This window comes from Cellulomonas xylanilytica, assembly GCF_007989805.1.
Lineage (GTDB): Bacteria > Actinomycetota > Actinomycetes > Actinomycetales > Cellulomonadaceae > Cellulomonas > Cellulomonas xylanilytica.
The window spans coordinates 154,324-167,027 of record NZ_BJUB01000007.1 but is presented as its reverse complement, the minus strand read 5'-3'; the positions used below and the strand labels follow the sequence as shown (position 1 = coordinate 167,027).

The window sequence follows — 12,704 nt, the reverse complement described above, 5'->3', positions numbered from 1 at the left end:
CTAGCGTCAGCGGTACAGCGGTTTCAGGACGAGGAGCCCAGATGAGCCAGGTCGACGTAGCGCCCCGAAAGTCGGTCCTCCAGAAGGTGCTCGACGGCATCGAGGTGGCGGGCAACAAGGTGCCGCACCCGGTGATCATCTTCCTCATCCTGATCGCGTTCATCATGGTGCTGTCGGCCGTGTTCCAGGCGATGGGCAGCACGGTCACGTTCGAGCAGGCGCAGATCGGGGCCGAGGAGCCGATCACCGTCACCGTGGCCGCGCAGAGCCTGCTCGACGCCGACGGGCTCCGGTTCGTGTTCACGTCGCCGGTCGCCAACTTCAACAACTTCGGCGTGGTCGGCGTGATCGTCGTCGCGATGATCGGCGTGGGCATGGCCGAGGAGGTCGGCCTGATCTCCTCCTTCATCAAGCGGCTGGTCAAGATCGCGCCGCCGCGGGCCATCACGTTCATCATCGTGCTGCTCGGCGTGCTGTCCTCGATCGCCACCGACGCCGGCTACCTGGTGCTCATCCCGCTGGCCGCCGCGGTCTTCCTGTCGCTCGGCCGGCACCCGCTGGCCGGCCTCGCGGCCGCGTTCGCCGGCGTCGGCGGCGGGTTCGCGGTGAACATGCTGATCACGCCGGTCGACGGGATGCTCGCGGAGATCACCAACGAGGCCATCGCCGACCCCGCCAACCACGTGTCGATCACCGGCAACCTGTACTTCGGGATCGTCTCGACGCTGCTGGTCACCGTCGTCGTCACGCTGCTCACGGAGAAGTTCGTCGAGCCGCGCCTCGGCGTCTACCACCCGTCGGAGGGACCGGAGACTGCCGACGAGCCCCCGCCCTCCGGCGAGCTCACCGCCGCGGAGAAGAACGGTCTGCGGTGGGCGTTCTGGGGGTTCCTCGGCACCACCGCCGTCGTCCTCGCGCTCTCGCTGCCGCCGAACGCGCTGCTGCGCAACCCCGAGACCGGCAGCCTGATCGAGGACTCCCCGCTGCTGAACTCGATCATCTTCCTGATCCTCGTGTACTTCTTCGTGATGGGGCTCTGCTACGGCAAGGGCGCCGGCACCATCAACGGCTCGATGGACGTCATCAACCCGATGACCAAGACCATCGCCGGCCTCTCCGGCCTGATCTTCCTGCTGCTCGTGATCAGCCAGTTCATCGCGTACTTCAACTACTCGAACCTGGGCACCATCGCCGCGGTGAACATGGCCGACACCCTCGAGGCCGCCAACCTCAGCACCGTCTGGCTGATCCTCGGGCTCATCGCGATGACCGCGATCATCGACATCTTCATCGGCGGGGTCGTGCCCAAGTGGGCCATCTTCGCGCCCGTGTTCGTGCCGCTGTTCATCCAGCTGGGCATCTCCCCCGACCTGGCCATGGCTGCCTACCGCGTCGGCGACTCGCCCGTGAACGTGGCCACGCCGCTCATGCCGTACTTCGCGCTGATCGTGATCTTCGCCGAGCGGTACCGCCGCAAGGTCGGCGTCGGGTCGGTCATCTCGCTGATGCTGCCCTACACCGTGGTGCTGCTGGTCAGCTGGTCCGCGCTGCTCGTGGTCTGGTACCTGCTGGGCATCCCGCTCGGACCGGGGGCGTCCATCTACCTGGGCTAGTCGGCCCCGAAGGAGACCACGCCGTCGACGCCGACCGCGAACAGCCGGTTGTCGACCACGGCGAGGTCCTGCACGGCGACCCTGAGCGGCGCCTCCCACACGCGGCGTCCGTCGCGGGCGTCGTAGGCCGCGACCACGAGCCCGGTGCCGACGACCGACTCGATGACCAGCAGCCGCCGGCCGTCGGTGACCATGCTGTTCCCGGCCGCGGACACCGACCGGCGCCAGAGCTGGTCGCCGGTGGCCAGGTCGATCACGGTGAGCCCGTCGTCGGCCTGGCGCGCGAGCATGCCGTCCACGACGACGAGGTTCTGCGTCGACTCCGTCGGCCAGTCGACCTGCCACGCCCGCTGCCCGGTGCTGAGATGCCGCCCGGTCAGGCGGTCGACCGACTCGAGGACCAGCACGTCGGGGACGGTCAGGTCGTCGGTCGCCAGCCACGTCGGGTGGCCGTCGACGACGAGCACCCGCCCCGTGTCGAGGTCGCGCAGCTGGCCGCCCGTCGCGCCACCGCCCTCGAGCGTCACCCGGTTGCCCCGCAGCTCCCACACGTTGTCGCTGTCCAGCTCCCCGGCCGCCTCGCCGTCGGCGGTGAACAGGGCGGTGGTGCCGAGCCACCGGACGCCGATCTCGTCCTCGAGGAGACGGACCGACGGGTACACCGCGCCGGCGCCGGCGGACGGGCGGGCCACGTCGACGCTCCACCGCTCGCTCCTCGTGGCAGGGTCGAGCCGCACCAGCCGGGCGGGTCCGTCCCCCGGCTCCGGGGGCGAGACGAGGACCAGGTCCGTCCCGACCGGCGCGAAGGACACGTGCCTCTCGACGGGCAGGTCCAGCACGGTCTCGCCGGTCGCGGCGTCGAACCCGCGCAGCCGGACCGTCGCTGCCTCCACCAGCTCGGGCTCGGTGTCGTCCTCCGCCCCCGTCAGCGCCCAGGAGTCCGCGACCAGGCACACGACGACGCCGCCTCCGTCACCCGACGCCGGCGCCACGCAGGTCGTCGGGTCCTCGGTGATGCGGTCCTCCGGGTCTCCCAGGTCCGGGACGCTGGACAGGGGGGCCGTCCAGGCCTCGTCGCCGGTCCGGGCGTCGAGCGCCCGCAGGGAGCTCGTGGCGTCGCCGGTCTGCTCCCACATGACCAGCACGCCGTCCCGGACCCAGGCGTGGTCCGGGGCCGTCAGCGCGTAGCTGCCCTGCGTCGGCGGTGCCGTCCATGCGACCTGCGGCGCGGAGGCCAACGGCGCAAGGACCCCGGGCAGCTCGGTCAGGGCCGCGGTGCGTGCCCGCTCCGACCGCGCCGACAGGGCTGCGGGCACGGCGACCGCGACGACGACGGCACCCACGGTCGCGGCGGCGAGCACGCGGTGCCCGGAGAGCCAGTGCAGGACGGCTCGCGCACGCTCGCGCACGGCGCCGCGGGCGCGCTCCACGTGGTCGACGGGGTCGGCGGGGTCGGCGTCGTGCTCGACGAGCTCGACCTCCTCCATCCCGCTGCGTGCCGCCATGCGACGGGAGGCTACCTGCACCGGTGCCGGCCCACGTCGATCGCAGCGGGTGACCTCACGGGCACGGCCCCGCCGCACCCAGGTGGCGCGACGGGGCCGGGCGGCGCCGATCAGCGGGCGGTCGCCTGCGCCGCCGCGAGGATCAGGTCGGTCACCGCGCCGGGCTGCGAGACGGTGACGGCGTGGGACGCGTCCACCTCGACGAGGTGCGCGTCGGCCCGCTCGGTCATGAACCGCACCAGCTCGGCGGGGACGGCGAGGTCCTGCGCAGCGAGCAGCACCCACGACTCGATCGACCGCCAGGCGGCTCGCGTCGCCGGGGCGGTGAAGGCGGCGAGCGCGAGGGGGCGCTGCGTGACGGCCATCCGTCGGGCCACGTCCGCGTCCACGTCGGCGGCGAAGAGCGCCGGGAAGCGCTCGGGGTCGATGGTCAGCTCCGTCTCCGTGCTGCCGTCGGGCGTGCGGTACGGCGTCGGGACGGCGGCGCCGCCCAGCTGGGCGCCGGGGAACTTCTCGACGAGCTCGAGCAGGCTCTCGCCGACCTCGGCGAGGAAGCTCGCGACGTAGACGAGGGCGGTGACGTTCGGGTTGCCGTCCGCCGCGTGGCTCATGACGGACCCGCCGTAGGAGTGCCCGGCGACGACGATCGGGCCGTCGATGGTCTCCAGCACGCTGCGCAGGTAGTCGCCGTCGCTCTCCAGCCCGCGCAGCGGGTTCGCGACGGCGATCACGCGGTGGCCTGCCTCCTGCAGGGCGTCGACGGACCCGTTCCAGCTGGACGAGTCCGCGTAGGCGCCGTGTACCAGGACGATGGTCTGCTTGTTCATGGTCTTCCTCTCGTAGGTGGGACGTGGGGATCAACACGAATCGGATGCAATATATTGCGTACTGCCGACAGTCCGTCAACCACCTGGCACCATGGACCCGTGCCTGTTCCCTCGGACCACCCGCCGGTCGACCGCTCGCTGCTCCGCGACGACATCTACCGCCGCCTCCGCGACGCGATCACCGACGGCACCTTCGCGCCCGGCGAGCAGCTGCGCGACGGCGAGCTGGCCACCTGGCTCGGCGTGAGCCGCACGCCCGTGCGCGAGGCGCTGCTCCGGCTGGCCCAGGGCGGGCTCGTCGTCGCCCGACCCGGCCGCTCGACGGTCGTCAGCTCCCTCGACGAGCGGTCGACGCGCGACGCGCGGGACGTCGTCGCGGCCATGCACGAGCTGGTGGTCCGGGAGGCGGTCACGCACTTCACGAGCGCCGACCTCGACGCGATGAACGACGCGGCCCGGCGGTTCGCCGAGGCCCTCGACGCGCGCGACATCGACGCTGCGCTCCGCGCGGACGACGAGCTCCACGCCATCCCCGTGACGGTCGCCGGTAACCGGGCGGCAGCCGCGGTGCTCGAGCAGTACATGCCCGTGCTGCGCAGGATCGAGCGGGTGCGGTTCGCCTCGGCCGACGGCCTGCGCTCCCCCGACCGCCACGACGAGCTCATCCGCCTGTGCGCCGTCGGCGACACCGACGGAGCCGCCGCCGTCGCCTTCGACACCTGGCACTCGCTGCCCACCTCGACCGCCTGACCTGCGGTTTCGTCAGACTGACACCACTCCGGCCAAATCTGACACCACAATCACTAGACATGACACCATCGTGGTGTCATGCTGGTGCCATGGACCTGGGACAGTACGTCAACGACCTGCAGCGCCAGCTGCTGGACTCCGCCGAGACCGGCACGGACGACACCCGCGCGGTCGCCGAGCGACTGGTCGCCGGCCTCGACTCCGCCGCGCGGCTCGTGCTGCTCGACGTCCTGTCGGCAGCCGCCGGCGAGATCACCCGCGACCTGGCACCCGGCTCGGTCGACCTGCGACTGCGCGGCCGGGAGGTCGAGTTCGTCGTCGCCCAGCCGAGCACAGAGAACGACACCGACGACGAGCCGGCCACGCCCGTCGACCTCGACGACGTGAGCACGTCGCGGACCACCCTCCGTCTGCCGGACGCCCTCAAGGCCAAGGTCGACGAGGCGGCGGCCGCGGACGGCCTGTCCGTCAACACCTGGCTCGTCCGGGCGGTCGCCGCCGCCCTGGCGCCCAAGCAACGACGATCCGCGCAGCGCTCGCTGCGCACCGGCGACAGCTTCGCCGGCTGGGCCCGGTAAGCCGCCCCAGCCCGGCTCCCACCAGAGCACCACCAGCCACGCGAACCCGCGGGGCCGGACGAGCACACCCCGAGGAAGACAGGCGCAAGCATGCCCACGTACAGCACACCTACCCCCATCGACCTCGCCATCCACCTGCCGGTGGGCGCGATCGAGGTCGTCGCCGGCGACCGCACCGACACCGTCGTGACGGTCACCCCGACCAACCCCGCCAAGGCGGTCGACCGCCGTGGCGCGGAGGAGACGACCGTCGAGTTCGACGGCCAGCGCCTCACCGTCACCGGCCCCAAGCCCCGGTTCAGCTTCATCGGCCCCAGCGAGTCGGTCGACGTCCGGGTCGAGCTGCCCACCGGCTCGCGGCTCACCGCCGAGGGCTCGATGGGCGGCGTCCGCACCGTCGGACGCCTCGGTGCCACCCGGATCAAGTGCTCCATGGGACCGGTGGACGTCGAGTCCACCGCAGACCTGTGGCTGCGGGCCGGGCACGGGAACGCGACCGTCGGCACCGCGGACGGGTCGGTCGAGATCACGGCCGACCACGGGCAGATCCGCGTCGGCACGGTGACCGGTGACGCGGTCCTCAAGGCGTCGCACGGGTCCGTCCAGATCACCGAGTCCGGCGGCGACGTCGACGCCCGGCTCTCCTACGGGGACCTCGACATCACCAGGGCACGGGGATCGGTCTCGACGAAGACCTCGTACGGCAGCATCCAGCTCCACGAGATCTCGAGCGGGTCCATCGAGGTGGAGAGCGGGTACGGCCAGATCACCCTCGGCGTGCGCGACGGCGTCCCCGCCTGGCTCGACCTGTCGTCCAAGAGCGGGCACGTCCGCAACCAGCTCACGGACAACCGCGCCCCCGACGGTTCCGAGCAGACCGTCGCCGTCCGCGCCCGTACCCAGGCCGGGAACATCACCGTCCAGCGCGCCCGATGAGATCCGAGAAGTCGAGCCCGAGAAGAGGGAGAACCATGTCCACCACCACCGCACCTGCCATCCGTGTGCAGGGCATCGAGAAGTCCTACGGCGAGCTGCACGTCCTGCATGGCGTCGACCTCGACGTCGCACCGGGCAGCATCTTCGCGCTGCTCGGCTCGAACGGGGCCGGCAAGACCACGATGATCCGGATCCTGTCGACGCTGCTGAAGCAGGACGCCGGCACGGCCACCGTCGCCGGGGCGGACGTCGCCACGGACCCGGTCCGGGTCCGGGAGTCCATCAGCCTGACCGGGCAGTTCGCCGCGGTCGACGAGATCCTCACCGGCAAGGAGAACCTGGTCCTCGTCGCCAGGCTGCGCCACCTCAGGGACGCCGACCGGATCGCCGACGACCTCCTCGCCCGCTTCAGCCTCACCGAGGCCGGCGCGCGCAGGGTGGCCACCTACTCCGGCGGCATGCGCCGTCGCCTCGACATCGCGATGAGCCTCATCGGGCAGCCGACGGTGCTCTTCCTCGACGAGCCGACCACTGGTCTCGACCCGGAGGCGCGCATCGAGGTGTGGCAGGTCATCAAGGAGCTGGCGACGCAGGGCACGACCGTCCTGCTCACCACGCAGTACCTCGACGAGGCCGAGCAGCTGGCCGACCGGATCGCGATCCTGCACCAGGGCCGCATCATCGCCGACGGCACCCTCGCCGAGCTCAAGGCTCTGCTGCCCCCGGCGATCGTCGAGTACGTCGAGAAGCAGCCGACGCTGGAGGAGATCTTCCTCGCGCTCGTCGGTACCGGAAGCAAGAACGAGCCGAGTGAGGACCTGTCATGACCACCACCCACTTCCTCAGCGACACCGCCGACCTGACCGGCCGCTCCATGCGGCACATCACGCGCAGCGTCGACACGATCATCACGACCGCGGTCACGCCGATCGCCCTGATGCTGCTGTTCGTCTACGTGTTCGGCGGGGCGATCCGGTCGGGCACCGACAACTACGTCAACTACCTGCTGCCGGGCATCCTGCTGATCGCGATCGCGTCGGGGATCGCCTACACGGCCGTGCGGCTGTTCACCGACCTGCAGAGCGGCATCTTCGAGCGGTTCCACTCGATGCCGATCTCCCGCCCGTCGGTGCTGTGGGCGCACGTGCTCACGTCGCTGGCCTCCAACGGGATCACGATCGCGATCATCGTCGTCGTCGGGCTGCTCATGGGGTTCCGCACCTCGGCGGGGATCGGGGCCTGGCTCGCGGTCGCCGGCATCCTGACCCTCTTCACGCTGGCGCTGACATGGGTGGCCGTCATCGCGGGCCTGTCCGCGAAGTCCGTCGACGGTGCCGCGGGGTTCTCCTACCCGCTGATCTTCCTGCCGTTCATCAGCTCGGCCTTCGTCCCCACCGAGACGATGTCGGGTCCGGTGCGGTGGTTCGCGGAGAACCAGCCCGTCACCTCGATCGTCAACACGATCCAGGACCTGTTCGCCGGGCAGCCGGTGGGCAGCGACATCTGGGTGGCGCTCGCCTGGTGCGTCGGCATCCTCGTCGTCGCGTACGTGTTCGCGATGCGCACCTACCGGCGCAAGATCAGCTGACGTGTCGCCCAGAGCACAGAGCCCCAACCGTCCACGGACTCGTGGGCGGTTGTGGTGCGTTCACCGGGCGAGCCCGGGGTCGCTCGTGAGCTCGACGTTCGCCCACAGGTCGTAGCCGAGCGGCTCGAGGTGGGCGATGAGCGCACGGCGGACGCGGTCCTCGCCGGTCACGTCCCACGCACCCTCCGGCACGACGAAGTCGACCTCGACGTAGAGCCGGCTGCCCAGCTTGGTGGAGCGCACGAACGGCTCGTCGAGCCCGAACTCGGCCCGCACGGATGCCACGGCCTCCGCCAGCACGCGACGCACCTCGGCGGGTGGTTCCGCCTCCAGCAGCTCGAGGCCCGCGGCGCGGAGCAGGCGCAGCGGGATCGGCAGCAGCACGAGGCACGCCACGAGGACCAGCACCGGGTCGACGTACCGGACGACGTCGCCCACCGACGCGAGCGCGAGCGCCAGCCCGCCGCCGACGGCGAACACCAGGCTGAGCAGCGCCCCAGCCCGCCACTGCGCGACCTCCGCGCCGACCAGCTCGGACCCGGGCGCGCGGTGGGTCAGCCAGCGCGCGACCGCGTACGAGCAGGTCATGGTGATCAGTCCGTACGCGAGGACGGTGCCGGGCTCGACGTCCGACCCGCCGGCCGTGATGACCGCGACGGCGTCGACGCCGGCGTAGAGCAGGGTGCCCAGCAGGGCGACGCCCTGGACCGCGATCGCCAGGGGCGTGACAGCCGCCTTGCCGAACGGGAACCGCGCGCTGGGGACGTCAGCGGCCGCGCGGGCCGCCATGAGCGAGAGCGCGGACAGCACGATGCCGAGCAGGATGAAGGCACCGTCGAACAGCAGCACGCGCGACTGCGCGACGATCCCCCAGACGACCGCGAGGGTGCCCAGGACGGCAGCGCTCGCGATGGACTCGTGGAGCGCGCGCCGCTCGTTCACCTCGCTGCGGCGAAGGTCGATGCGACCTCCAGCAGCAGCCGGGCACCGAACCCGGTCGCTCCCTTGGTCCTCCAGGCGTCGTCACCCTCGGACCGCATGGTGCCCGCGATGTCGAGGTGCGCCCACGGGGTGTCCCCCACCCACTCGGCCAGGAACAGCGCGGCCGTGATCGCCCCCGCGTACTCGCCGCCGAGGTTCTTGATGTCGGCGACCTCGGAGTCCAGCTGCTTGCGGTACCGGCGGTCCAGCGGCATCCGCCAGACCTGTTCGTCGGTGCGCTCCGCCGCGGCCTCGACCAGGTCGAGCAGACTGTCGTCGTTGCCGATGACGGCCGCCGTCAGCATGCCGAGCGCGGCCAGGGCGGCCCCGGTCAGCGTCGCGATGTCGACGATCGCGTCCACGCCGTCCTCGTTGGCCAGCGCGATCGCGTCCGCCATGACCAGGCGCCCCTCGGCGTCGGTGTTGACCACCTCGATCGTGCGGCCGCTCCGGCTGGTCAGCACGTCGCCCAGCTTCGTCGCGGAGCCCGACGGCATGTTGTCCGTGCAGGCCAGGTAGGCGCTGACCGCGACCGGGACCTCGAGGTCGGCGAGCGCCGTCATCGCCGCGAGCACCGCGCCGGCGCCGCTCATGTCCATCTTCATCGCGGCGTGCATCGCGTTGGACGGCTTGAGGCTGATGCCGCCGGAGTCGTAGGTGATGCCCTTGCCGACGAGGCCGAGGTGCCCGGTGGGCTCCGACGAGGGGACGTACCGGATCACGATCATCCGTGGCTCGATCACCGATCCCGCGTTCACGCCGAGCAGCCCGCCGCAGCCCATCTCGACCAGGGCGTCCTCGTCGAAGACCTCGATGTCGAGCCCGTGCTCGCCCGCCAGCCAGACGGCGATGTCGGCCAGGTCCGGGGCGGTGAGGTGCCCCGCGGGGGCGCTGGCCAGGTCCCGCGACAGCGACGCCGCGCGGGCGAGCACCACGCCGCGGTCGGCTCCGCGGCGCGCGTCGTCGGCGGACGCGTCGTCGACCAGCAGCACGATCTCCCGGACCGGGACCGTCGACGGGTCCGACTTGAGGGCGTCGTACCGGTACCGGCCGAGCAGGATCCCCTCGACGACGGCCTGGGCCGAGGCCTCCACGGACACGCCCGCGCCGGCGAGGTCGGTGGTGAGCACGTCGTCGCGACCGGCGGCCCGGGCGAACGCGGCGGCGGCGTCACGCAGGGACGCCTCCGACGGCTCGTCGCCGACGCCCGTGACGATCACCGCACCGCCCTCGCGGGGCAGGATCAGCGTCTCGCCGACCGCGCCGCGGAAGCCCCACTCGGTGAGCGCCGCGCGGTCCAGCGGCACCCCGGACGGGACGTCGCCGGTCGCGGTCACGGCCAGCCCCAGCGCGCGGCCCGCGCCGGCGCCGGGCGCGGCCACCCGGACGGACAGCTCGTCGAACCGGGCGCGGGACGGGATGGGGTCGAACGTCATGATCGTGCTCCTCACGTGGGCCAGATGACGGGGATCAGCAGCACGGCGACGACGAACCACGCCAGCGTGGTCGCCATCCCGAGCTTCCAGTAGTCGGAGAACCGGTAGCCGCCCGCGCCCATGACCATCATGTTGGCGGGGGTGGCGATCGGGGTCAGGAACGACGCGGCCCCGGCGACCGCGACGAGCATGAGCACGGGCGCCAGCGCGACGCCCGACTCGTCGGCCATGGCCACCGCGATGGGCGCGACGATCAGCACGGTGGCGGTGTTGCTGACCACCTGCCCGAGCAGCACGGTCAGCACGAAGATCGCGGCGAGGACCACCTGCGGGCTGCCGTCGCCCACGACGGCGACCAGCCAGCCGGCGACCAGGTCCGCCGCACCCGACGACGCGATGGCGACGGACAGCGGGATCAGCCCGCCGACGAGCACGACGGTCTGCCACGAGACCGCCCGGTAGGCCTGGGGCCCGGTGACCACGCCGGTCATGACCATCGCCGTCGCACCGATGAGCCCGGCGATGGCCGGCGGCACGACGCCGCTGGCCAGCAGCGCGACCGTGCCGACCAGCACCGCGATCGCCCGCCACGCCGTCGGCCCGAGCGCCACGGTCTGCCGGCGGACCAGCTCCGGGCTGTCGACGATGAGCACGTCGTCGTCCACCGCGAACCCCTCCACCGCCGGCCACGGCCCGTGCACCAGCAGGGAGTCGCCCTCGGCCAGCACCAGGTGGTCGCCGCCACGGTCCTTGCCGAGCCGCCGGACGCCGAGCACGGTGACGCCCGACCGGACGAGTCCCGCGAACACGGTCTCGCCGATCACGCGCGAGCGGGGGCGCACCACCAGCTCCGCGACGCCGACCTCACGGCCGAGCAGAGCCTCGCGGGTGCCCCGGGTCAGCGGGGTCGTCGCGACGGCGAACCCGTGCCGGTCGACCAGCGACGTGATTCCGGCACTGTCACCGGTCACCACGACGACGTCGCCGACGTCGAGCACGTCGTCCGCGGCCGCCGGGGCGCCCGTGGACCGCTGCACCCCGATGAGCACCACGCCGTCCGGCACCTCGACCTGCTCACGCCGGCTGCCCACCACGTCGGACCCCGGAAGGACCTCGAGCCGGAAGAAGCCCACGTCCAGGCTGTAGTGCTCGACGAGCGTGTCGACGTGCGCGGAGTAGTCGGCGGGCAGCGACGTCGGCGACCGGTCCGGCAGCAGGCGGCGGCCGACGAGCACCGAGACCGCGATGGTCACCAGCACCAGCGGCAACCCGATCAGGCCGAACTCGAAGAACCCGAACCGTTCACCGGTGGCCTCGAACAGCGCGTCGGACACGATGACGTTCACGGTGCTGCCGCTGAGCACCAGGAGCGCACCGGCGCTCGCGGCGAACGCGAGCGGCATGAGCATCTGCGACGTCGACTGCCCCGACCGACGCGCCGCCAGCACCACCACCGGCAGCAGCGCCGCGGCCGCGCCGTTGGGGGTGACCAGCGCCGCCATGACCGCGGACAGCGCCATGAGGGCGATCAGCAGGCGGTTGCGGGCGGTGCCGGCGCGCGTGATCAGCTGCTGGCCGGCCCAGGCGGTGACCCCCGACGACTCGAGGCCCTCGCTGAGCACGAACAGGGACGCGATGAACACGACGACCGGGTCACCGAACCCCGCGACGGCCTGGTTGGCGGTGATCAGCCCGGTCGCGTAGAGCGCCAGGGCGGTGAGGATCGCGACCACGCCGACGCTGAGCCGGTTCCAGATGAAGAGGCCGACGCAGCCGGCAAGCACCAGCAGGCTCAGCGTGGCGTCGGACACGTTGCCACACTAGGGCGCAAGGACCGGCCGGCGGACGCCCCTCACCAGCACCCAGCCGAGGAAGGCGACCTCGGAGATCCCGCCCAGCATGCCGAGCGTCAGGGCCAGGGCGTCCGCGCCGGGTGTGGACAGCTCGACGACGAGGCCCAGCAGGTAGCCGACCCCACCGACCATGAGCGCGTACCCGAACACCCGCGGCACAGCCCCGGACCGCACCACCAGCCAGCCGAGCGGGATCAGCCAGCCGCCGAAGAAGACCTGGGCGACCAGGTACCCGACGCCGTGCAGGTCGAGGAAGAGCACGGCGAGCTCGTCGGCACCCCGCTGCGCCGCGAGGACGGCACCCGCGTGGTTCACGAGGTTCGCGCACTGGAGCGCCACGCTGACGGCGTTCATGGTGAGCATGGCGATGGCGGCGGTGCGGTGCACGTCCTTGACGAGCGCGTAGAGGGCGATCCCGACGAGCAGGAAGCAGGTGTACGCGACCAGGTCCGCCGCGAACGCGACCGCCATCAGGTCCGAGCCGTCGCGGAGGGCCTCGGCGACGTCGTCGGCTGCCTTCACCGTCGAGCGTGCGAACAGCTCGGCGAAGCCTCCGCAGACGGCGACGACCAGGTAGAGCAGTCCAGCGAGGCGTGCGTTCATGGGGCGGTCCTCTCAGGGCATGACGGATCGCGAG

General features: G+C 72.0%; 12 protein-coding genes. 6 read left to right on the top strand and 6 right to left on the bottom strand.

Features of this window, described 5'->3' with window-relative positions:
- The first annotated feature begins 41 nt into the window (after nucleotides 1-41).
- Complete coding sequence (locus CXY01_RS12275) at nucleotides 42-1,613, top strand: AbgT family transporter (protein WP_146927724.1); 1,572 nt, start codon at nucleotides 42-44, stop codon at nucleotides 1,611-1,613.
- On the opposite strand, the gene CXY01_RS12270 is transcribed toward CXY01_RS12275, so the two are convergent.
- Both CXY01_RS12270 and CXY01_RS12265 read right to left on the bottom strand, forming a co-directional pair.
- Nucleotides 1,610-3,118: an outer membrane protein assembly factor BamB family protein gene (locus CXY01_RS12270; RefSeq protein ID WP_146927723.1), complete on the bottom strand. Its 1,509-nt coding sequence runs from the start codon at nucleotides 3,116-3,118 to the stop codon at nucleotides 1,610-1,612. The genes CXY01_RS12275 and CXY01_RS12270 overlap by 4 nt on opposite strands.
- A gap of 110 nt (nucleotides 3,119-3,228) precedes the next feature.
- Complete coding sequence (locus CXY01_RS12265; RefSeq protein WP_146927722.1) at nucleotides 3,229-3,945, bottom strand: alpha/beta fold hydrolase; 717 nt, start codon at nucleotides 3,943-3,945, stop codon at nucleotides 3,229-3,231.
- A 99-nt stretch (nucleotides 3,946-4,044) separates the two neighbouring features.
- Here CXY01_RS12265 and CXY01_RS12260 point away from each other — a divergent pair, with 99 nt between their 5' ends.
- The 5 genes from CXY01_RS12260 to CXY01_RS12240 all read left to right on the top strand — a co-directional run bounded on the left by CXY01_RS12260 (nucleotide 4,045) and on the right by CXY01_RS12240 (nucleotide 7,797).
- Nucleotides 4,045-4,695 carry a GntR family transcriptional regulator gene (locus CXY01_RS12260; RefSeq protein WP_146927721.1) on the top strand — a complete coding sequence of 217 codons (651 nt, stop codon included), beginning with the start codon at nucleotides 4,045-4,047 and terminating at the stop codon, nucleotides 4,693-4,695.
- 89 nt (nucleotides 4,696-4,784) lie between these two features.
- Complete coding sequence (locus tag CXY01_RS12255; protein WP_146927720.1) at nucleotides 4,785-5,273, top strand: toxin-antitoxin system HicB family antitoxin; 489 nt, start codon at nucleotides 4,785-4,787, stop codon at nucleotides 5,271-5,273.
- A gap of 90 nt (nucleotides 5,274-5,363) precedes the next feature.
- The gene (locus CXY01_RS12250; protein ID WP_146927719.1) at nucleotides 5,364-6,209 is read left to right on the top strand and encodes a DUF4097 family beta strand repeat-containing protein; all 846 of its coding nucleotides are present in this window, start codon (nucleotides 5,364-5,366) and stop codon (nucleotides 6,207-6,209) included.
- A 35-nt stretch (nucleotides 6,210-6,244) separates the two neighbouring features.
- The gene (locus CXY01_RS12245; protein ID WP_146927718.1) at nucleotides 6,245-7,036 is read left to right on the top strand and encodes an ABC transporter ATP-binding protein; all 792 of its coding nucleotides are present in this window, start codon (nucleotides 6,245-6,247) and stop codon (nucleotides 7,034-7,036) included.
- On the top strand, nucleotides 7,033-7,797 hold the full coding sequence (locus CXY01_RS12240) for an ABC transporter permease (protein WP_146927717.1): 765 nt from the start codon (nucleotides 7,033-7,035) through the stop codon (nucleotides 7,795-7,797). Before CXY01_RS12245 ends, CXY01_RS12240 begins: the two co-directional genes overlap by 4 nt.
- Nucleotides 7,798-7,857: 60 nt before the next feature.
- Here the strand turns inward: CXY01_RS12240 and CXY01_RS12235 are convergent, their stop codons facing one another.
- From CXY01_RS12235 to CXY01_RS12220, 4 genes are read right to left on the bottom strand one after another with little or no spacing between them, the layout of a single operon-like run.
- Nucleotides 7,858-8,739 (bottom strand): cation efflux transmembrane domain-containing protein, encoded by an 882-nt coding sequence (locus CXY01_RS12235; RefSeq protein ID WP_186813393.1) that lies wholly within the window; start codon nucleotides 8,737-8,739, stop codon nucleotides 7,858-7,860.
- A complete protein-coding gene (locus CXY01_RS12230) occupies nucleotides 8,736-10,214 on the bottom strand; it encodes a leucyl aminopeptidase (RefSeq protein ID WP_146927715.1) in 1,479 nt (492 codons plus the stop codon). Before CXY01_RS12230 ends, CXY01_RS12235 begins: the two co-directional genes overlap by 4 nt.
- Nucleotides 10,215-10,225: 11 nt before the next feature.
- Nucleotides 10,226-12,025 (bottom strand): SLC13 family permease, encoded by a 1,800-nt coding sequence (locus tag CXY01_RS12225; RefSeq protein ID WP_146927714.1) that lies wholly within the window; start codon nucleotides 12,023-12,025, stop codon nucleotides 10,226-10,228.
- A gap of 9 nt (nucleotides 12,026-12,034) precedes the next feature.
- Nucleotides 12,035-12,670: a DUF4386 domain-containing protein gene (locus CXY01_RS12220; protein ID WP_146927713.1), complete on the bottom strand. Its 636-nt coding sequence runs from the start codon at nucleotides 12,668-12,670 to the stop codon at nucleotides 12,035-12,037.
- Nucleotides 12,671-12,704 lie beyond the last annotated feature (34 nt).

Bases quoted from the DNA above. Each gene is read 5' to 3' on its own strand.
- CXY01_RS12265 (WP_146927722.1), bottom strand. From the start codon at position 3,945: ATGAACAAGCAGACCATCGTCCTGGTACACGGCGCCTACGCGGACTCG.
- CXY01_RS12220 (WP_146927713.1), bottom strand. From the start codon at position 12,670: ATGAACGCACGCCTCGCTGGACTGCTCTACCTGGTCGTCGCCGTCTGC.
- CXY01_RS12245 (WP_146927718.1), top strand. From the start codon at position 6,245: ATGTCCACCACCACCGCACCTGCCATCCGTGTGCAGGGCATCGAGAAG.
- CXY01_RS12240 (WP_146927717.1), top strand. From the start codon at position 7,033: ATGACCACCACCCACTTCCTCAGCGACACCGCCGACCTGACCGGCCGC.
- CXY01_RS12255 (WP_146927720.1), top strand. From the start codon at position 4,785: ATGGACCTGGGACAGTACGTCAACGACCTGCAGCGCCAGCTGCTGGAC.
- CXY01_RS12275 (WP_146927724.1), top strand. From the start codon at position 42: ATGAGCCAGGTCGACGTAGCGCCCCGAAAGTCGGTCCTCCAGAAGGTG.
- CXY01_RS12270 (WP_146927723.1), bottom strand. From the start codon at position 3,118: ATGGCGGCACGCAGCGGGATGGAGGAGGTCGAGCTCGTCGAGCACGAC.
- CXY01_RS12250 (WP_146927719.1), top strand. From the start codon at position 5,364: ATGCCCACGTACAGCACACCTACCCCCATCGACCTCGCCATCCACCTG.
- CXY01_RS12230 (WP_146927715.1), bottom strand. From the start codon at position 10,214: ATGACGTTCGACCCCATCCCGTCCCGCGCCCGGTTCGACGAGCTGTCC.